Source organism: Prevotella sp. (genome assembly GCF_051059605.1).
Classification (GTDB): domain Bacteria; phylum Bacteroidota; class Bacteroidia; order Bacteroidales; family Bacteroidaceae; genus Prevotella.
Map to the genome: position 1 here is coordinate 1,167,066 of NZ_CP050883.1, position 20,573 is coordinate 1,187,638.

The following is a 20,573-nucleotide window of genomic DNA, read 5'->3' on the forward strand; positions in this document are numbered from 1 at the left end:
AAAGATTAGGTATATTGTCATGAAAATTAAGTAACTTTGCCGATTAAGACAAGAATAGTAAAGTTATTATGGACGAATATATTGAGATAAAAGGCGCACGCGTAAACAATTTAAAAAACGTTGCGTTAAATATCCCTCGCAATAAATTTATTACCATAACCGGTGTTTCCGGTTCGGGAAAGTCTTCGCTGGCTTTCGACACATTATATGCCGAAGGTCAGCGAAGATACGTAGAAAGCCTTTCATCATACGCTAGACAGTTTCTGGGACGTATGAGTAAACCGGAATGCGACTTTATTAAGGGCATCCCTCCAGCAATAGCAATTGAGCAAAAAGTTATTTCACGCAATCCACGTTCTACTGTTGGAACAACTACAGAGATTTATGAATATATGCGTCTGCTATTTGCACGCATAGGACGCACTTATTCTCCAGTAAGTGGTGAAGAAGTGAAACGTCATACTCCTGAAGATGTAGTGAAATGTAGCCTTACATTTGCAAAGGGAACAAAATTCATGGTACTTGCACCTCTACATGTTGTTGAAGGACGCAGCGTGGAGAAGCAACTAGAAATGTATATGAAGGAAGGTTATTCCAGAATGTACATTAAAGGCGATGTAGTAAGAATTGAGGATATTCTATCTGGCGAAAAGCCTAAAGATATATCTGATTTATACCTTGTAATAACAAGAATGAGCGTTGATGACACGAAAGATACTATATCAAGGCTCACAGACTCTGCTGAAACCGCATTCTATGAAGGTGATGGAATACTCAAATTAGTATTCCTTCCTGGAGACATCATATATGAATTCTCTACAAGATTTGAAGCTGATGGCATCAAGTTTGAAGAACCTAATGATAATATGTTTTCATTCAATTCACCTCTAGGCGCATGTCCTACTTGTGAAGGTTTTGGAAATGTAATTGGCATAGATGAGAAACTAGTCATAACAAATTCATCGCTCAGTGTTTATGATGGATGCGTACAATGTTGGCATGGAGATAAAATGGGTGTTTGGAAAACTGAATTCTGTCGTCGTGCGGCAGAAGATAACTTCCCTATTTTCGAACCTTATTACAAGCTGACACAAAAGCAAAAAGATATGTTGTGGCATGGTCTGCCATGTGAAAAGAAACTCAATATAAAAGTTAAGATTTGCATTGACAGTTTCTTCCATATGGTGAAGGAGAATCAATACAAGATACAATATCGTGTAATGATGAGCCGATATAGAGGTAAGACTGTATGTCCTGACTGTCATGGAACCAAACTAAAAAAAGAGGCAAGATGGGTTAAGATCAGCGGCATGAGTATAACCGATCTTGTAGAAATGCCTATTACAAACTTAAAAGAATGGTTTGACAAGCTGAAACTTGACGAGCATGACGCAGGAATAGCCAAGCGCCTAATAACAGAAATAAACAACCGACTGGGATTCTTGGTTGAAGTTGGATTGGGATATCTCACGCTCAACAGACAGTCGAATAGCCTAAGTGGTGGCGAAAGTCAACGTATAAACCTTACAACATCACTCGGTTCTTCGCTTGTGGGTTCGTTATACATCTTGGATGAACCAAGCATCGGACTTCACAGTCGAGACACAGACAGACTAATAAAAGTATTGAAAGATCTCCAAAGTCTGGGCAACACCGTAATGGTTGTCGAGCACGATGAAGAGATAATGAGAGCATCAGACTATCTCATTGATGTAGGTCCTGATGCTGGTTCAAACGGAGGAGAAATAGTATTTGAAAGTGATATAAAAGAACTGAATGATAAGGATAAATCGTTGGTTGAAAAATATCCACGTTCATATACAGTGAAATATCTTACGGGAGAATATTCAATCGCCACCTCAAAATCAAGACGTAGTTGGAATAAATATATAGAGCTCAATGGAGCACGAATGAATAACTTGAGAGGTATCGACGTAAAGATTCCACTCAACATATTCACATGTGTAACAGGAGTTTCTGGTTCTGGTAAGTCAAGTCTTATCAAGGGCATATTATACCCTGCGCTAAAACGTCATCTTGACGAGGTTGCCGATGCTCCAGGAGAGTACACATCTCTAGAGGGTGATTGGCAAGACATTAAACATGTGGAATTTGTAGATCAAAACCCAATAGGAAAAAGCACACGCTCAAACCCAGCCACATACGTAAAAGCATACGATGCGATAAGACAACTTTTCGCAGATCAGCCACTTGCAAAGCAACAAGGATACACCGCACAATATTTTTCGTTCAATGCAGAAGGTGGTAGATGCGAGGAATGTAAAGGAGCTGGAGTTATAAACGTTGAGATGCAGTTCATGGCAGATTTGGTACTTGAATGTGAAGCATGCCACGGACAAAGGTTCAAACATGATATACTGGAAGTGAGATTCCACGAAAAAAACATCTATGACATTCTGAATATGACTGTGCTCGAAGCTATTGAATTCTTCGGCGAATACAATCAGAAGGTTATTGTAAACAGATTGAAACCTCTTGCTGAGGTTGGACTTGGATACATTAAACTGGGACAAAATTCAAGCAGTCTTTCTGGTGGCGAAAATCAAAGAGTAAAACTAGCTTACTTCATTGGACAAGAGAAACAAGATCCGACGATGTTCATTTTCGACGAGCCAACTACAGGACTTCATTTCCATGATATCCAACGTCTGCTCGCTGCATTCAACGCATTGATAGAAAGAGGTCACACTGTGGTTGTGATTGAACATAATCTAGATGTAATTAAATGTGCAGACTATGTGATAGACCTTGGTCCTGACGGAGGAGACAAAGGTGGCAATCTTGTTTGCGAAGGTAAACCTGAAGACATTGCTGCATGTGAAGAGAGCATTACCGGTAAATTTCTAAAAGATAAACTGTAAAACTTCATATTATTAAAAGCGAGCTAAGCATACTCATCCCCTGCTATAACCAAATATGCGTAGAACTGGTTAAAGCGCTTTGTACTCAATGTGAAAACATTGAAGGATTACACTACGAGATTATCGTTGCAGATGACGGAAGCAGCGATGAACATTCACGTATTGTAAACAAGGAAATTCTAGAACTTGACAATATAAAATACATCATAAGGAAAGAAAATGTTGGAAGATCAGTTATAAGGAATTTTCTTGCAAAAGAAGCTACCTACAAATGGTTGCTGTTTATTGACAGCGACATGAGTTTAGATTGTGACGAGTATGTCATCAATTATCTAGAACAAGACGATAAATACGAAGTTGTATATGGAGGATACAGTTTAGCTTCTGGTGACAATTCCAATCTGAGATTCATTTACGAGAAGAGCGCAGAGAAAGCACATATTGCTGCAAAACGAAACTGTCACCGATATCAAGATCTACATACTGCAAATCTATTAATTTCACAAAGAGTCATACTTAGTATTCCTTTTGACGAGAGAATACGAAATTATGGATATGAGGATGTGTTACTTGGGAAAAGACTGAAAGAAAACAATATTGAAATCCTTCATATTGATAACCCATTGATATTAGACAATTACGAATCAAACAGTGAGTATCTTGAAAAGACAAAAGAAGGGTTACAAACTTTAAAAAAGTTTTCAAATGAGTTGAACGGATATTCACGTATATTGACTATCAGCAACAGATTATCGCGCTATCATCAAAAATGGATTATTAAGCTATATTGGAAATTATTCCAAAAACATTTAGAAACAAAACTAATAGGTAAAACTCCTAATATGTCTACATTCACTATGTATAAACTGGGGTATTTTATTTCAATCTCCTAGGAACAGAGTTTAACTTCACAAGCCATTTGTCATTTTTATAAACCATGTTCAATACAAATGTAGCTTTCTCCACGACATGTGATGCTGCCCCAATAGTATCTTTTTCTAGATAGTTCTTAACATCAACTTTGACAGTTGCCAATGAATCATCGTTAAGATATGCAACCTCTCCTATCTCGCATGCTGCACCTTCATCCATAGATTTAAGCATATCAACATCAATTTGATGAACTTGACTAGCTTCAAATCTCAACCATTTCTCTGACTCTGGAGTTACATAACGAAGTGCTTTTTGATATTGCCAATTAAAGTAATGGCAAGAAAAGGAATCTGCATTCTCTGTTAGGCTGTCTTCGCTTCCTGGATGATTGCAAGAAACAAAATTTAACATCACAATAATCAACATTATTGCAAAAAATGTATTCTTTATTGTCGTTGAGAGCCTAAAAATCATACTAAATTCATTAATTTAGGACAAAGGTAGCCAAATTCTTTGGTAATTTCATCTTTTCTTAATAATTTTGTAGAAAAGAAATATTATAATGCTGAAGTTTATATCGTTCGGCAGTGGAAGTAGTGGCAATTGCTACTATTTATATACAGAAACTGACGGATTACTTATTGATGCTGGAATTGGGGTGAGAACCCTGAAAAAGCATTTTAAGAACTATGGATTACAAATGACGAGTATACATCATTTGCTTATAACTCATGACCATGCTGATCACATTAAATCAGTAGGCAGTATAAGTAATGATTACAGCGTCAGCGTGTATACAACCAACTCTGTACATAATGGAATTGAGAATAATTACTGCGTTAGAAAAAAGATAAACAATGGCTGTGTAAAAGTCATTGAAAAGGATAAGAGTTTCCAACTTGGAGATTTTAAGGTAACGCCTTTCGAAGTTCCTCATGACAGCTCTGATAATGTAGGATATAAGATCGAACATGACGGAATAATATTCGTCTTGATGACTGATATCGGGCACATCACTGATGACATGCATCAATACATCGGTGAAGCTAATTATCTTGTTATTGAAGCAAACCATGATGAGGAAATGGTTAGCAATGGACCTTATCCTGCACATCTTAAGGTTAGGATTTTAGGACCAAACGGTCACCTGAGCAATTCTGAATGCGGTAATGCATTAGCAGAATACGCTACGCCTGAACTGAAGCATGTATGGCTATGCCATCTAAGCGAAGAAAACAATCATCCTGTATTGGCGCAAAAGACAATTGAAACTACTCTTAAAGCTCATGGAATTATAGCTGGGGTAGACTTTAAATTGGAAGTACTTAAGCGCAAGATTCCAAGTGAGATTTATAATCTCATTTAGAATGGCAATCCCACTGCAAAATGGAAATCAAAATCCCTGCTTAGATTCGGATGGAATATGGCATAATGTTCTTTTTCGGTTTCATAAGCAGGGTTTATAGCTTTCATAGCCATATCAAATCTTAGTATAAAATAGCTGAAATTTAATCGTAACCCTACTCCATAAGCCACAGCTATTTGCTTATAAAACTCGTTTATCTTGAATTGTCCTCCTGGTTGTTCTGCGTAATTACGCAGAGTCCAAATATTACCAGCATCAATAAATGCGGCACCATCAAACTTCCAGAATAAAGATGTTCGGTATTCTAAGTTCATATCCAGTTTCATATCACCAGTTTGATTGATGAAGTCTATTCTTCCGTCAGTACCTTTGAAATTTCCTGGACCTAACTCTCTCACACTCCATCCTCTAACACTATTTGCACCGCCTGAGAAATATCGTTTTTCAAAAGGCAATATCGTACTGTTTCCATAAGGCCATGCTATACCAAATCCTAGATGCATTGCCAAAGAATTGCTATTATCAAATCTCAACAAGTGAGTAAAGTCGAAATCAAATTTCGCATATTGTGCATAGGCTATATTAAACAAGGTATATTGTCCGTTGCTATTTTTCTTAAAGTCAAAGGCTCTTGACAGTCCGTTAAGTATGTTACCTGCAGTCTCAACATTTGCCCTTACTACATTTATACCGTCATTGTAAGTAATACCGGCACCAATCTTCATGATAAATAAATCTTCGTAGTTGTATCTAAGTATGGCATTTCTATTGCTCACACTATCAAGATAATCATGCTTAAACGTGGGACTTATCCATGGCATGTACACATAGTTTAGATCCAGAAGATCTACACGATATGAAAGATGGTGGCGAGGTTCGTTCCATTTATACCTCCATGCAGCAGAGAATATTCGTCTGTGGAATTCAGGACGGTTTTGCAGATTGTAATTCAAAGACAATTCTGATGTTGCATTACTGCGCTTCTTAAATCCGTTTGACAGGAAAGGAGCAAGAAATCTAGGGAACTGAAGTTTGCTCTCTATATTATATTCCTCGTAATTCTGATTTTGATAACCTTCCAAACCCTTTATGGCTTCAAAAGCACCTCGCAACTGAATACTGAATAATTCCGAACCTCTAAAAAGATTTCTATTCTCCCACGTCAAACTTGCAGCTGCACCTAAATCACCAGCAGTATTTGTTCCTTCTGGTTGAAAAGACAACGTGTTTGGCTTATTCGTACTCAACTGAATATCACAGTCCAACAATGTTGTATCGGGATGTTCACGAAAACTTATATTCGTAAATCTTACTGCCTGCAGCCTTGCAAACTTATTATATGTACTTTGTAATGCGCTACTTTTATACGGTTTCCCTTCTTCCAAAGCCGTAGAATAACGAAGAACACTATTTCTTAGATGGATTCTTACTGTATCACCACTAAGAAAATTGATTTTGTTTATCGTATAACATGGGTGAAGAGTGTCGGGAGAAGCACTAGTGACACGATAAGGCAAAAGATGTAATACTAGATTTATGTCTTTACTATTTCTAGCAGAATCGGCACTGAATATTATATAATCCTTATGAAATTTATAATATCCGTTGTCAAGAAGAAAACTTGTTATATTCTTTCGCTCAGCATTCAACTCATCAACGGTAAATCTACTTCCGCTCGCAAGTCTTGCCTTAAATGGACTGCGCATATCCTTGTTGGCAAGGAGTTTAGCTATTACGCTATCCTTGATATCATATTTTATCGAACTGATATAATATGGCTCTCCTGGATGCAGCAGATAAATAGCTTTTATCTTATTTCCTCTTATCTTTGTCTTAATCTGTGCTGTAGCGTGCATATATCCCATGTTACGCATAGCTGTTGTCAAATCATTAACTGAACGATCAGCCATGATAGTATCATATACAACAGGTTTTTCACCTATATTCTTTAAAGTTCTGTTTAGCCATTTAGCAGAATCTCTTCCTGCCAAAGAGTAAGTTCCAAGAGGTATTTTGAATATTGAAAACCATTTAGAGTTAGCTTTCTGACGCACGTACGCCTGAAGCATAGTCGGATTAAGATCTTTATTGTCCGATTGCACTTTTACACTTTCAAGCAGATACTTATTTTCAGGTACGAACTTAGAAGCATTACACGACATTAAAAGAACTATTGCCGATATATATATTAAAAATTTAATTTTATTCATTTATCATTATTTACATGCAAACAAGAGCAAACAAATCAGATTTCGTTGTATATTTTGCTACGTGCATCCTTATCTTATGCAAAGATATGAAGAAAATTTGAAATTGAGTGCAAAACGAGAAAATATCATGGTTAATTAACAACATGAATAATACGGTCAAGTAAGATAGAATTTATGGAAAAATCATCTTGGAAACAGTCGAAGGATAAATAGAAAAGTAGATTCTTATATAAGTACTGAAAGTATAACTTCACAGATGGCATAAACAAATGTTAAGGCATATATGAAGTCGATTTATTACTTATGGATTTTTCATCAATATTTTCTCTTCATTTATAAAGCAAACTCTCTTATCTAGTAGGAATAACCAATATGATAAGTACTAAATATTGCTTTTCTAAAATTACATGAGCAATTAACTCAAGCTAATTTCTTTAGTTTCTGCATTTCCTCTATTCCATGAATATCTAGCTGTCCTCGGCATATCTCAAGTAAACTTTGCTTTGCTCTCACTTGCAAGATATTTCCGTGAGAACGGCCGTTATTGTTGTTAGTTCCATTTGCACAATCTGTCTTTATTCTCTTTATACCGTGCCACCTACTGTTTTTTGTCCCTTAAAACTTGCATTGACACGTATTTTTTATTACATTTGTATAGCTGAACAGTCATAAAAATAATGAAATTCTGAAAAAGTACTAAAACTATTAAATAACCTCCACGCATAATGTAAGTTTCTGATAAATAACATTTTAGGCGTGGATGACAACCTCCACTATCCTCCACTATCATGCACTGTTTTGTAAACAAAAAAGAATAAAAAACGCTTTAGAACATGAAAATTTCAATTATCAGAAAAGAAAAAGATGAAAAATTCTATACAAGAACTGAACTCGTCACTATCTACGAAAACATTATTTCCGCCAAATTGCCGACGAAGTAAACAAAGTTAAAGAAGATTTCCCTCTCACCTTCCTTCACAATAGACCGAAGTTCAACGAACTGGATTCTGTGAAAAAAGCTAGACGCATCTGTTTCTACGATCAAACGTTTCCATTTCTACGATCAAACGTTTCCGTTTCTACGATCAAACGTTTCTGTTTCTACGATCAAACGTTTGCGTTTCTACGATCAAACGTTTCCTTTATATCGTTATAACGCTTGTATTTCTACTATAAAACGCAATTGTTGGTCGCTAAAATTGGTCATAAAGTAAATATGTTTTACTACTTCTCTATTTGCGATAATCCAGATTTTCGTTTAGTAATAGCTCTATATTTCTCAATAGTTTACAAAAAGGTGGATGATAGTGGATGATAGTGGAGATTATCCTCCACCGATAAATAATTACTCACCAGTTACTTATATGATGCGTGGAGGTTTTTTGTCTGTTTTAAACATTTTGGAGTTTTTTTGTTTTCTGGCAATTTTATATGTAATAAAATATTTTCATTATAAATACTATAAATTGTGTAAAGCGAGAATTGCAGCTCTCCCAGAATCGTATATTAATGGCTTATCAGTTGCTCTTTGGAGACTTCACGCCTCCAGCCACAAGCCAAACCACCGTGGTGTATTTCATAGGAATTTTGTATATAGGAATTTTATTTAACTTTGTAAGAGAATAAATTTAATACACATAGAGAGAAAACACATCAGTGGGAATATGCATGAACATGCTATTTTTGTGTGAGAACAAAAAATTAAACAACAATAAAATACGAAGTTTTTTAATTTCTCAATAATAATTGTTACTTTTGCAAGTATGATTAGCAAAGCTAAAATAAAATATATAAAGATGCTATAAAATGTAATAAATATAGAGAACGCGTTAACAACATGCTTACGCAAGTTGCAGAATTTTTACATATAAATATTTAGTATATGGATAATGATATTAACACTCTGTTAAGAAGAGCATTTGCTGACATGAATAATGATCAGACAGATGATGCTATTCTAGCTTTAAAAGAAATTCTGCAGATTGCCCCCACCAATGAAATTGCATGGACAGCGCTTTACGAGTCTTATTTATATGACAAAAAAGATAAAACTGCTGCATATAATGTACTAGAAAAGGTATATTCTTTAATACCTACAGATTTTAATATACTTTTTGCAATAGGTGTTTATTTTGAACAAGAAGAAATTAATCTTAGAAAATCTGATTATTACTTTGACTTAATTTTAAAATATCATCCAAATGAAGCAGAAGCTAATCATTATGTAGGCGGTAGTCTGGTTTCAAGAGACAGTCAAAAAGATATTCAAAAGGGACTACGACTTTTGCATAAAGCAATCGAAATTGATCGTAGTTATATTGCGCCTTATATAACTCTTGCATATATGTATAATAAAATGGGCGAGCATAATAAAGCTTACGCTTTGGCCTTGCAGGGATGTTTAAACGGTAAAGAAGTACAAGGTCGCGGTAGCATTAATGGGCTAGGGAGATCAATGGAAAGGATAGCTAAAAAAATAGTAAATGATACTAATATTAGTAACAAGCTAAGAAATTCATTGATAACAATAATTACTGTTATAAAGTCAAGCGTAAAATTAGATTGTCCGGCAGAGTATATTGATTTAATATCAAAGATGACAGCATATAAGATGTTATACAAGAAAGAAGAATTTCAGCCTGCTATAATGTTAGAGTTAGAAAAAATGCAATCAGATTATTTTGCCATACCAACTGAAGAAAAACGCAATCAAGAAGCACTCATTATAGACAACTTGAGTTTTGCTTATTTATTAAAACAACTCTTCGGAGTCAGTATTTTAAAGTTTTATCACATAAACGACGATATAAAGAATAAAGTTTCAATAGTATGGAAGTCATACAGGCAATCATATGATTTAGTTCTCAACTCAAATGATAGAGAATTAAATGATATTTTTGATAGTTGATTTGTACCAAAATAAAATACGAAGTTTTTTAATTTCTCAATAATAATTGTTACTTTTGCAAGTATGATTAGCAAAGCTAAAATAAAATATATCAAATCTCTTCAACACAAGAAGATTAGAAATGGCGAAGGTGTGTTTGTAGCTGAAGGTCACAAAGTTGTAGGCGACCTGCTGGCAAAATACCAAGCTAAGATTATTGTGGCTACAAATGAATGGATTAAGGCAAACAACAATGTGAATGCTGACGAAATAATAGAAGTTACAGAAGAAGAACTTTCAAAAGTTAGTTTCTTGCAGCATCCCCAAATGGTACTTGCCATATTTAAATTGTTTGAATACGATGCACCCATCATAAAAGATAATGACGAAACATTGTATCTTGCTCTTGACGGGGTTCAGGACCCTGGCAACCTAGGAACAATCATTCGCATTGCAGACTGGTTTGGCATTACTGATATTTATTGCAGCAATGACACCGCCGACATATATAATCCGAAAGTTGTACAAGCAACAATGGGTAGCATTGCACGAGTGAAACTTCATTATACAGACCTGAGCAAGTTCATTGGCTCTCTCCCACCCAACTATCCTGTTTACGGCACGTTGTTAGAAGGAACTGATATTTACAAAGAGGAACTTTCAAAAAATGGTATAATCGTTATGGGAAATGAAGGAAACGGTATATCGCCAGAAATAAGAAAGATGATTAGTCGCAAACTACTCATCCCTAATTATCCTGTAGGCAGAGAAACAGCAGAATCCCTTAACGTAGCAATTGCCACAGCTGTGACATGCGCTGAATTCAGACGTAGAATGATCTAAAATTAATCAATATGGAAAATAACTTATATAAAAGTCGCAGCATCTATGGATGCGTAAAGGATGCATTCAACTTATTGAACCTGAATATCCTAACGATATTAAAAAAGACATGGATGCCAGCCATTGCACTTGCAGTAATCGCCACTATATATATATTAGGTTGCAGAAATGTTATGATCGCTAATCTAAGCGGACAGAAACTGAGTTACTGGATATTACTGGGATTCATACTTCTTGCAGTATGTGAGACAATGGCTCAATCATGGCTTATGGGCAAAACATATACATTGCTAAACACAAATTCATTTAAAGAGAATTTTAAAAAAGCTCTATTTGTTACGCTCACAAACCTATTCCTAACCGTAGTAATCATGACAATCGCCTTATCTTTAGGGGGAACAGCGATTGCTATTTTTGTATCAAAGCACGTTTTCAGTCCCGAAAAAGCGATATATATATCTTTAATCATACAACTCGCAATTATGATAATCGGATGCATATTTGTATTGCCATTTATATTTTCTACTACAAAATATATCATGGAAAAAGATACAAAATTCATAAATATCATTGGCAAAGATTATTACACAGGAATAAAGCATTTGGGATTCATTCTGATAGGACAGATCATAACAATGCTTTTTTATATGGTAATAATGCTTGTTGTATCTTTGCCATTTATAATAATCTTCAACTCATACCTTTTCAATCAAATGGGTATTATGAATGGTGATGCTGACGGAATGCCTTCATATTTAACGTTCCTTCTGATTGTGGTATCACTCTTGACAACATTCTTGTACACCTACATATTTGTTTACTTCTACATTTTCTGTTATTATATCTATGGTGCAATAACACAACAGGAAAAGGAAAAAGCGGATATAAAAATGAAAATAGACAAATACGAATAATTTAAATAGAGATGAAAAAGCAGAAAATATTATTCATTGACCGTGACGGAACTCTTATTGAGGAACCTGCTGATGAGCAGATTGATTCTTTTGAAAAGCTGAAGTTCACAAAAGGGGTGTTTAAGAACCTTGAATTTATACGCAGGAATTTAGATTTCCGCTTCGTTATGGTAAGCAACCAAGACGGACTAGGAACTGAATCATTCCCGGAAGATACCTTTTGGCCTGTACATAATTTCATTATCCAAACTTTGGAAGGCGAAGGCATCACTTTCGACGATCAACTGATTGACCGTCATTTTCCAGAGGACAATTCTCCTATGAGAAAACCTGGCACAGGGATGTTAAAGGAATACTTAAACAATCCAGCTTATGATATTGAAGGAAGTTTTGTTATCGGTGATAGAGAAACTGATGCTAAACTAGCTGAGAACATCGGTTGCAAAGCTCTTATCTTAGGACAAAATGGTATTACTTGGGATAAGATAGCTGAGATTTTGTTTGCCGGAGAAAGGATTGCAGAGTCACGACGTACAACAAAAGAAACAGATATCTACGTAAAGATAAATCTTGACGGAACAGGTAAATGCGACATATCAACAGGTTTGGGATTCTTTGACCACATGCTTGAACAAATAGGCAAACATGGAATGATGGATTTGACAATTCATACCAAAGGAGATCTGAACGTTGACGAGCATCATACTATTGAAGATACAGCGATAACACTTGGCGAGTGCATACTCAGAGCACTAGGCGACAAAAGAGGTATTGAAAGATATGGCTATTGCCTACCAATGGATGATTGCCTTTGCCAAGTAGCACTTGACTTTGGTGGACGCCCTTGGCTTGTATGGGATGCAGAATTCAACCGCGAGAAAATAGGAGAAATGCCAACTGAAATGTTTCTGCATTTCTTCAAAAGTCTAAGCGATGCAGCTCAGATGAATCTGAACATAAAGGCTGAAGGCACTAACGAGCACCATAAAATAGAAGGCATTTTTAAAGCATTGGCACGTTCGCTCAAGATGGCAGTAAAGCGTGATATCTATCATTATGAACTTCCTTCAACAAAGGGAAAGTTATAGTATCACCACTAAATAGATATATAAAAAGTTAACGGGCGTTAAATAGGCAATATTTATCATTTCACAAACAGTGGATATGAATAAAATTAAGTAACTTTGCGCCCGATTTAGTCCGTTTTAGGCTCAGACAAGTGTTGACATCAGTCATCCGCCTAGCGGAGAAACCCGTTTAATAAATAAACAATGTACGCAATCGTAGAGATTAACGGTCAGCAGTTTAAAGCTGAAGAAGGCATGAAACTCTTTGTGCACCACATTAAGGATGCAGAAGAAGGCAAGACTGTTGAATTTGACAAGGTTCTGCTCGTCGACAAAGACGGAGCAGTTACAGTCGGTGCACCAACAGTTGAAGGTGCAAAAGTTGTAGTTGAAGTTGTGAACCCACTCGTTAAGGGTGACAAGGTTATCGTTTTCAAGATGAAACGCCGTAAGGATTTCCGCAAGAAGAATGGTCACCGTTCACAATTCACAGAGGTAACAGTAAAATCAATTAACGCTTAAAATCAGGAGGACAAAACATGGCACATAAAAAAGGTGTAGGTAGTTCTAAGAACGGACGTGATTCAGCTTCACAGAGATTAGGCGTAAAAATTTGGGGTGGTCAGAAAGTTATCGCAGGTAACATTATCATCCGTCAGCGTGGTAACAAGCACTTCGCAGGCGAGAACGTTGCTCAGGGTAAAGATGACACTCTCTATGCTCTTACAGATGGTCTAGTATACTTCCATAAGGGCAAGAAGGACAAGAGTACAGTTTCTGTTCTCTCACCTGAAGTTTACGCAGCTAAAACTAAGGTTGAAGCTTAAATAATTAAACACTTATTCCAAACAAACAATAGAATGCTAGCTCCTTCGGAGTTAGCATTTCTTCGTTATAATAAAATGAAAATTTATTAACGGCATTATATTGATACCACTTAAAAAACATAACAGTATAAAGTAAACGCTATAACGCCAAAGAGAATTTAAGACACACCGAATCCAAGTGAATAATGCAACTACTTAAAGCCATTATATAAACCTACACTTAAAACGAAAACTCAGTAAATCAAAGTAATTACAAGATTTAATATATTTATATAAACCTACATTATGGCATATATAAAAAATAAAAGGATTGCGAAATAATATCACAATCCTTATATTTTTATAGCAATGTACTGATACGATTATCAGTAATCACAACAAATTTCCATTAATTAGAATGGAAGATCATCTGCACTCTCTGCACCATCAGCACCTTGTGCTGGAGGGAATGGAGACTGAGCTGATGGAGCTGCATTGAAAGCAGCAGGAGCTGCGCCTGCACCCAAAGTGGCTGGATCAATCTGACGAACGTCAAAAGCACGAATACTGTTAAACCAACGGCCATTATACTCATGTGCATCAATATCAAAAGATACCGATACTTCCTGACCTACCTGAATATTGAAACGCTGCAAACGCTCTGCACCAAAGACAGAGAACACCATCTTGTGAGGATATGATTCATGAGTTTCAATGACGAAATCTTGTGATTTCCATTCTCCACGGCTAGAAACACCAGTACGCTCTGTTAGAGCTACAATTACCTTACCTTGTAATTCCATAATTTAAATATATTATTTTTTAAGTATACTTTATGACGACGTGAAAGATTTTGCAATCCCACTTCAGTTTGCGAAATTAATAAAATAGTTCTAATAAATGAAATTTTTTATGCGTTTTTTTTGTTTTAAACAATGGTTTTTAGTATTTTTGTAATCTGAAAAATATAATATCAGAACAATAACGAATAAAAGAAAATAATAATGAGATTCACATTATCAAGCGGAACACTTAACGCACGTCTACAATCACTTTCAAAAGTGATTAACAGCAAGAATTCTATTCCAATTCTTGACAGTTTCCTTTTCGAAGTAAGTAACAGTGAACTAAAAATAACTGCATCTGACAACGAGAATGTTATGACATCCTCCGTTACACTTGACGAGTGTGATGGTGAAGGCAGTTTTGCAGTACCAAACCGTACTATTCTTGACGCTGTAAAGGAACTTCCTGAGCAGCCACTGTCATTTGATATAGATACAGAGGCTCTTACAATAAAGATTCTCTATCAGAACGGTATGTATAACTTCACTGCACAGAATGCAGATGAATATCCACATACACAGACAGTTCCTGATAGTGCAACCATTATAACTCTGGACTCAACATCACTCATTAACAATATCACACGTTCATTATTCGCTACTGCTCAGGATGAGCTAAGACCAGTAATGAATGGTATATACTTTGATCTTACAACAGACTATCTTGCTATTGTTGCAACAGATGGACACAAGCTTGTACGTAATCAAAACTATAATATTAAGAGTGAGACTGCTGCATCATTCATCTTGCCTAAGAAACCAGCAACATTACTGAAGAATGTTCTTAGCAAAGACGGAAGCGATGTAGTTATCAAATTTGACGATCGTTGCGCAGAGGTTAAATTCACAGACGGACAATTATCTTGTCGCCTGATTGAAGGTAATTATCCTAACTATAACAGCGTGATTCCTGAGAATCCGAATAACATGAGCATTGACCGCAAAAGCCTTATCGGAGCACTTCGCCGTGTACTTCCGTTTGCAAGCGAAAGCAGTCAGTTGATACGTTTTCACATCGAGGCTGGAAAGTTGGAAGTTTCTTCTGAAGATATAGACTTCGCTACAAGCGCTAAGGAACAAATCACATGCGAATACAGCGATAAGCCTATAAACATCGGTTTCAAGGGTAGTTCTTTACAAGAAATACTTACCAATATCGAAAGCGACGAAGTTATCTTCCAGTTGGCAGACCCTAGCAGAGCAGGAGTTATAGTACCAGCAGAGCAGCCTGAGAATGAAAACATCCTCACACTGATTATGCCAATGTTGCTGAACGACTAGTTATCAATTTAAAATAAATATATCTTGAAACTAAATATTACAAAGCCCTTGATAGTCTTCGATTTAGAGACTACGGGGCTTGATATTGTAAACGACAGAATAATACAGCTATCATATATAAAGGTTAACCCTGATGGTAGTGAAGATAGAGGCGATTATTTAGTAAATCCAAAGAAGCACATTCCTAATGAGGTTGTTGCGTTAACTGGCATTGACGACGAGAAGGTTAAGGACTCTCCTACTTTCAAAGAAATTTCATCTGAACTAAGTGAAAAGTTCAAAGGATGCGATTTCGCTGGATTTAATTCAAATAGATTTGACGTACCAATGCTTGCTGAGGAATTTCTGCGTGCAGGTGTTGACTATGACTTTTCTAAGAGCCGACTCATCGACGCACAGACAATATTCCACAAGATGGAAAAGCGCAATCTAGCTGCTGCATACAAATTCTACTGCGGACGCAAGATGGAAGACGATTTCGAGGCTCATCGTGCTGACCAAGACACAGAAGCAACATATCGTGTGCTTATGGGAGAACTTGAGATGTACACAGCTGAGAATCAGGATGAACCAGAAAGAGTGTTGCCTAACGATATGGACTACCTTGCAGAGTTCTCAAAACAAAACGACAATGTTGACTTTGCGGGAAGAATTGTATGGCGACCAATTACAGATAAAGATGGTAATCTGCTTTCCGACAAACAGGGTAATCCACAAAAGCAGGAGGTATTCAATTTCGGAAAGTATAAGAATATGCCTGTTGCAGAAGTGTTGAAGAAAGATCCTGGATTTTACTCTTGGATGCTTGGAGCAGACTTCCCTAACGATACCAAACAGATTCTTACTCGTATCAGATTAAGAGAATTCAATAATAGATAATGCTAAAAGGGAAAAAAATAGTATTAGGAATTACGGGTTCAATAGCAGCCTACAAATCGTGCCTCATCATTCGCGAACTAATAAAACGCGGTGCTGAGGTACAAGTTGTTATTACCCCCGATGGAAAAGAATTTATCACACCGATAACACTTTCCGCTCTTACACATAAACCTGTGATAAGCGAATTCTTCTCACAACGTGACGGCACGTGGAATTCACATGTTGACCTAGGTTTATGGGCTGACGCAATGATCATTGCCCCATGCACGGCAAGCAGCATCGGAAAAATGGCAAACGGAATAGCCGACAACATGCTCATCACAACATATCTAAGCATGAAAGCTCCAGTTTTCATTGCTCCAGCAATGGATCTAGATATGTATAAGCATCCGTCAACACAAGCCAATATTGAAAAGCTGAAAGAGTACGGAAACTATATCATCGAACCTGCTAGCGGATACTTGGCAAGCGGACTTGAAGGTAAGGGACGTATGGAAGACCCTGAAAAGATTGTGGAAACTCTCAACCGCCAATTCTATCATAAAGATCTTAAAGGCAAACAGATAATGATTACTGCCGGACCAACATACGAAAAAATAGATCCGGTAAGATTCATAGGAAACTATTCTAGTGGCAAAATGGGATTTGCTATTGCAGAAGAATGCTATCAACGTGGTGCAGACGTGACACTTATAGCAGGTCCAGTATCAATGAAATGCTCTGACGGAATAAAGAGAATTGATGTTGAGAGCAGTGAAAGCATGTATAATGAAGCCACAAAAGCTTTTGGCAACTGTGACGCAGCAATACTATGTGCAGCTGTTGCTGACTTCAAACCAGAAAACGTTGCAGACAAGAAAATAAAGCGCGAGAAGGATGACTTGATTATCCGACTAAAACCAACTCATGATATAGCAGCATCTCTTGGCAAGATAAAGAGCGACAAACAGAAAATCGTAGCATTCGCATTGGAGACTAACGATGAGGAGATAAATGCCAAACATAAGTTGGAAAAGAAGAACGCAGACTTCATTGTGCTGAATTCAACAAGAATACCAGGTACAACGTTCCGCAGTGACGAAAATCAGATAACCATTATCAGTAAGGATGGGAAAAAGGAATATGACAAAAAGCCTAAATCTGAAGTTGCGACTGATATCATTGATGAGTTGGCTTCTATTATGCAGTAATGCAGCCCACTCTCAAGAACTTCAGGCAACTATAAACATCAACCATTCGCAAATTCAAGGTACTGATAATACTGTATTCGACAATTTGCGAAATACGCTGTCACAATTTATGAATGACAGGAAATGGACGAATCTCCAATTCCAGAAAAACGAGCGCATAGCATGCAGTTTCAATATTACCGTCACAAAATATGACAGAGCGACTAATATGTTTACATGCAAGGCTATCATACAAGCCAATCGTCCTGTATATAATTCAGCATACAACACAACACTATACAACAATACAGACAATGATTTCAACTTTGAGTTTACAGAATTCAATCAACTTGAATTCAATGACGAAAGTGTTGATAACCAACTAACTGCACTTTGTGCCTACTACGCATATCTGATAATAGGAATGGATATTGATTCATTTTCACCTATGGGTGGCGAGGATGTATTACAACGGTGCATGAACGTAGCCAACAACTCACAGAATCTTAACTATACCGGATGGAAGAGTTTTGATGACAGCAAAAACAGATATGCCATCATAAATGATTATATTGACGAGGGAATGAAACCTTTCCGTCAACTGCAATATGATTATTATAGAAACGGAATGGACGAGATGGCTCAAAACCCCGAAAAAGGCAGAGTAAACATATCTGTGGCTATAGAAAGCGACCTTAAAACAGCTCATGAGGCACGACCAATGAGCATGTTACCGCAGATATGGACTGATTATAAAAAAGACGAATTGGCAAACATTTACAATGGCAAAGGAACGCAGAATGAAAAAGAAAAAATATATGCAATCCTATTTGGAATAAATGCAAGCCAAAACAACTCTTGGAACAAAATTAAAGATTAGCAATCATGTTAAGACAGCTTTATATAAGAAATTTCACCTTGATAGACGAATTGAATATTGCTTTCAATTCCGGCTTTTCTGTCATAACTGGTGAAACTGGTGCAGGAAAGAGTATCATACTTGGAGCTATCGGTTTATTGCTTGGACAACGAGCTGACCTGAAGGTTATTAAATCAGGAAAAGACAAATGCGTCATTGAGGCTCACTTTGACCTTAGCAAATATGATATGGACTCTTTTTTCGCTAATAACGATATTGACTATGAACCACAAGACTGCATTATTAGAAGGGAAATAAACAAGAATGGCAAAAGCCGTGCCTTCATTAATGACACTCCTGTTCAATTGACAATGATGCGTGAACTTGGAGAAATGCTTGTTGATATACATAGTCAACACCAAAACCTATTATTGCAAAAAGAAGACTTTCAACTGAATGTGGTTGATATTATAGCCAACGACAATAAAGAACTGAAAGATTACAGAAACTGTTTTGCTAAATATCACGAAGCAATAAAAGAACTTGAAAAAATTAAAGATAGTATTGCTCAAAGTCGTGATAATGAAGAGTTTATGAGATTCCAGTTCGACGAAATAAATAAGGCACAACTTACAGACGGAGAACAGGAAACGCTAGAACAGGAAACTGAGCAACTAAGTCATTCTGAGGAAATTAAGGAAGCTTTATATGATAGTGACAATGCTCTCATGGCTGAGACCAACGGAGCTGTTGAGCAAGTAAAGATTGCCGCTTCAAGACTGCAAAATATTGAGAACGTATTTCAAAATGCCAAAGAACTTGCAGAACGATTATCCAACTGCCACATAGAACTGAAAGATATAGCACAGGAGATTAGTCGCGATGTTGAGAATGTGGACTTTGATCCAGACAGATTGAATAATCTCACTCAACGACTAGACTATATATACTCTCTTGAACAAAAATTCCGTGTAAACACTATAGCTGAATTACTGTCTATACGTGACGATTTGCAAGTTAAGTTAGAGAATATAGACAACTCTGATGACACGATAAAAGAGACTCAACAGAAAGTTGATGCACTGAAAGATGAATGTATCAGCAAAGCTGGGAAACTTACAAAGCTGCGCAGTGAAGCAGCAAAGAAAGTTGAAAAGGAAATGTCTAGTCGACTCATACCATTGGGAATACCAAACGTACGTTTCCAGATTGAGCTTATAAATAAGGAGCTATCAGAAGACGGAGCAGACAAGATTTCGTTCTTGTTCAGCGCAAATAAGAGCACCTCACTCCAACCAGTTAGTCAAGTTGCATCTGGAGGTGAAATTGCACGTGTAATGTTGTCACTGAAGGCTATGATAAGTGGTGTCGTAAAATTACCGACAATCATATTTGACGAGATTGATACTGGTGTAAGCGGTAGAGTTGCCGAGATGATGGCACAAATAATGCAGGAAATGGGAAACAATGAGCGACAAGTAATAAGTATCACTCACCTTCCACAGATTGCCGCATTAGGTTCTACTCACTATAAGGTTGAAAAAGAAGAAACTGCTGATGGGACAATAAGCAATATGCGCATGTTAAACAACGAGGAACGCATAAAAGAGATTGCCCAGATGCTGAGCGGAAGTAACATATCAGAAGAGGCCATAAACAATGCAAGGGCTCTTCTTAAACTATAAATAAAAA

Annotated in this window: 17 protein-coding genes; 14 read left to right on the forward strand and 3 right to left on the reverse strand. The window is 36.6% G+C overall.

Features of this window, described 5'->3' with window-relative positions:
* Positions 1 to 68: 68 nt before the first annotated feature.
* On the forward strand, positions 69 to 2,882 hold the full coding sequence (gene uvrA, locus HEQ28_RS04750; protein ID WP_434504025.1) for an excinuclease ABC subunit UvrA: 2,814 nt from the start codon (positions 69 to 71) through the stop codon (positions 2,880 to 2,882).
* A gap of 35 nt (positions 2,883 to 2,917) precedes the next feature.
* Entirely contained in the window at positions 2,918 to 3,775 is an 858-nt protein-coding gene (locus HEQ28_RS04755) for a glycosyltransferase family 2 protein (protein ID WP_434504426.1), read from the forward strand.
* Here HEQ28_RS04755 and HEQ28_RS04760 read toward each other — a convergent pair.
* Positions 3,759 to 4,229, reverse strand: a complete 471-nt coding sequence (locus HEQ28_RS04760; RefSeq protein WP_434504026.1) for a hypothetical protein — start codon at positions 4,227 to 4,229, stop codon at positions 3,759 to 3,761. The genes HEQ28_RS04755 and HEQ28_RS04760 overlap by 17 nt on opposite strands.
* A gap of 88 nt (positions 4,230 to 4,317) precedes the next feature.
* Here HEQ28_RS04760 and HEQ28_RS04765 point away from each other — a divergent pair, with 88 nt between their 5' ends.
* Positions 4,318 to 5,121, forward strand: a complete 804-nt coding sequence (locus tag HEQ28_RS04765; RefSeq protein ID WP_434504027.1) for an MBL fold metallo-hydrolase — start codon at positions 4,318 to 4,320, stop codon at positions 5,119 to 5,121.
* Here HEQ28_RS04765 and HEQ28_RS04770 read toward each other — a convergent pair.
* Complete coding sequence (locus tag HEQ28_RS04770) at positions 5,118 to 7,331, reverse strand: translocation and assembly module lipoprotein TamL (protein ID WP_434504028.1); 2,214 nt, start codon at positions 7,329 to 7,331, stop codon at positions 5,118 to 5,120. The genes HEQ28_RS04765 and HEQ28_RS04770 overlap by 4 nt on opposite strands.
* A 1,882-nt stretch (positions 7,332 to 9,213) precedes the next feature.
* Between HEQ28_RS04770 and HEQ28_RS04775 the strand changes: the two genes are divergently transcribed.
* The 6 genes from HEQ28_RS04775 to rpmA all read left to right on the forward strand — a co-directional run bounded on the left by HEQ28_RS04775 (position 9,214) and on the right by rpmA (position 13,869).
* The gene (locus tag HEQ28_RS04775) at positions 9,214 to 10,239 is read left to right on the forward strand and encodes a tetratricopeptide repeat protein (RefSeq protein WP_434504029.1); all 1,026 of its coding nucleotides are present in this window, start codon (positions 9,214 to 9,216) and stop codon (positions 10,237 to 10,239) included.
* Between the two features lie 63 nt (positions 10,240 to 10,302).
* Positions 10,303 to 11,061 carry an RNA methyltransferase gene (locus HEQ28_RS04780; RefSeq protein WP_434504030.1) on the forward strand — a complete coding sequence of 253 codons (759 nt, stop codon included), beginning with the start codon at positions 10,303 to 10,305 and terminating at the stop codon, positions 11,059 to 11,061.
* Between the two features lie 11 nt (positions 11,062 to 11,072).
* Positions 11,073 to 11,975 (forward strand): hypothetical protein, encoded by a 903-nt coding sequence (locus tag HEQ28_RS04785; RefSeq protein ID WP_434504031.1) that lies wholly within the window; start codon positions 11,073 to 11,075, stop codon positions 11,973 to 11,975.
* An 11-nt stretch (positions 11,976 to 11,986) separates the two neighbouring features.
* The gene (gene hisB / locus HEQ28_RS04790; RefSeq protein WP_434504032.1) at positions 11,987 to 13,063 is read left to right on the forward strand and encodes a bifunctional histidinol-phosphatase/imidazoleglycerol-phosphate dehydratase HisB; all 1,077 of its coding nucleotides are present in this window, start codon (positions 11,987 to 11,989) and stop codon (positions 13,061 to 13,063) included.
* 183 nt (positions 13,064 to 13,246) lie between these two features.
* Entirely contained in the window at positions 13,247 to 13,564 is a 318-nt protein-coding gene (gene rplU, locus HEQ28_RS04795) for a 50S ribosomal protein L21 (RefSeq protein WP_434504033.1), read from the forward strand.
* A 17-nt stretch (positions 13,565 to 13,581) separates the two neighbouring features.
* Positions 13,582 to 13,869, forward strand: coding sequence for a 50S ribosomal protein L27 (rpmA, locus tag HEQ28_RS04800; RefSeq protein WP_018463569.1), 288 nt, complete (start codon positions 13,582 to 13,584; stop codon positions 13,867 to 13,869).
* Between the two features lie 392 nt (positions 13,870 to 14,261).
* Here the strand turns inward: rpmA and HEQ28_RS04805 are convergent, their stop codons facing one another.
* A complete protein-coding gene (locus tag HEQ28_RS04805; RefSeq protein WP_434504034.1) occupies positions 14,262 to 14,651 on the reverse strand; it encodes a DUF3127 domain-containing protein in 390 nt (129 codons plus the stop codon).
* A 201-nt stretch (positions 14,652 to 14,852) separates the two neighbouring features.
* Between HEQ28_RS04805 and dnaN the strand changes: the two genes are divergently transcribed.
* The 5 genes from dnaN to recN are packed head-to-tail and all read left to right on the forward strand — an operon-like array spanning position 14,853 to position 20,566.
* Entirely contained in the window at positions 14,853 to 15,974 is a 1,122-nt protein-coding gene (dnaN, locus tag HEQ28_RS04810; protein WP_434504035.1) for a DNA polymerase III subunit beta, read from the forward strand.
* 24 nt (positions 15,975 to 15,998) lie between these two features.
* A complete protein-coding gene (locus HEQ28_RS04815) occupies positions 15,999 to 16,853 on the forward strand; it encodes an exonuclease domain-containing protein (RefSeq protein ID WP_434504036.1) in 855 nt (284 codons plus the stop codon).
* Positions 16,853 to 18,043: a bifunctional phosphopantothenoylcysteine decarboxylase/phosphopantothenate--cysteine ligase CoaBC gene (gene coaBC / locus HEQ28_RS04820; protein ID WP_434504037.1), complete on the forward strand. Its 1,191-nt coding sequence runs from the start codon at positions 16,853 to 16,855 to the stop codon at positions 18,041 to 18,043. Before HEQ28_RS04815 ends, coaBC begins: the two co-directional genes overlap by 1 nt.
* Complete coding sequence (locus HEQ28_RS04825) at positions 18,018 to 18,902, forward strand: type IX secretion system protein PorD (RefSeq protein ID WP_434504427.1); 885 nt, start codon at positions 18,018 to 18,020, stop codon at positions 18,900 to 18,902. Before coaBC ends, HEQ28_RS04825 begins: the two co-directional genes overlap by 26 nt.
* Positions 18,903 to 18,907: 5 nt before the next feature.
* Positions 18,908 to 20,566, forward strand: a complete 1,659-nt coding sequence (recN, locus tag HEQ28_RS04830; RefSeq protein ID WP_434504038.1) for a DNA repair protein RecN — start codon at positions 18,908 to 18,910, stop codon at positions 20,564 to 20,566.
* Positions 20,567 to 20,573 lie beyond the last annotated feature (7 nt).

Coding starts and splice junctions, on each gene's coding strand:
- HEQ28_RS04825 (WP_434504427.1), top strand. CDS start 18,018: ATGAGTTGGCTTCTATTATGCAGTAATGCAGCCCACTCTCAAGAACTT.
- rplU (WP_434504033.1), top strand. CDS start 13,247: ATGTACGCAATCGTAGAGATTAACGGTCAGCAGTTTAAAGCTGAAGAA.
- hisB (WP_434504032.1), top strand. CDS start 11,987: ATGAAAAAGCAGAAAATATTATTCATTGACCGTGACGGAACTCTTATT.
- dnaN (WP_434504035.1), top strand. CDS start 14,853: ATGAGATTCACATTATCAAGCGGAACACTTAACGCACGTCTACAATCA.
- recN (WP_434504038.1), top strand. CDS start 18,908: ATGTTAAGACAGCTTTATATAAGAAATTTCACCTTGATAGACGAATTG.
- HEQ28_RS04780 (WP_434504030.1), top strand. CDS start 10,303: ATGATTAGCAAAGCTAAAATAAAATATATCAAATCTCTTCAACACAAG.
- uvrA (WP_434504025.1), top strand. CDS start 69: ATGGACGAATATATTGAGATAAAAGGCGCACGCGTAAACAATTTAAAA.
- HEQ28_RS04805 (WP_434504034.1), bottom strand. CDS start 14,651: ATGGAATTACAAGGTAAGGTAATTGTAGCTCTAACAGAGCGTACTGGT.
- HEQ28_RS04785 (WP_434504031.1), top strand. CDS start 11,073: ATGGAAAATAACTTATATAAAAGTCGCAGCATCTATGGATGCGTAAAG.
- HEQ28_RS04760 (WP_434504026.1), bottom strand. CDS start 4,229: ATGATTTTTAGGCTCTCAACGACAATAAAGAATACATTTTTTGCAATA.
- HEQ28_RS04775 (WP_434504029.1), top strand. CDS start 9,214: ATGGATAATGATATTAACACTCTGTTAAGAAGAGCATTTGCTGACATG.
- HEQ28_RS04770 (WP_434504028.1), bottom strand. CDS start 7,331: ATGAATAAAATTAAATTTTTAATATATATATCGGCAATAGTTCTTTTA.
- coaBC (WP_434504037.1), top strand. CDS start 16,853: ATGCTAAAAGGGAAAAAAATAGTATTAGGAATTACGGGTTCAATAGCA.
- HEQ28_RS04765 (WP_434504027.1), top strand. CDS start 4,318: ATGCTGAAGTTTATATCGTTCGGCAGTGGAAGTAGTGGCAATTGCTAC.
- rpmA (WP_018463569.1), top strand. CDS start 13,582: ATGGCACATAAAAAAGGTGTAGGTAGTTCTAAGAACGGACGTGATTCA.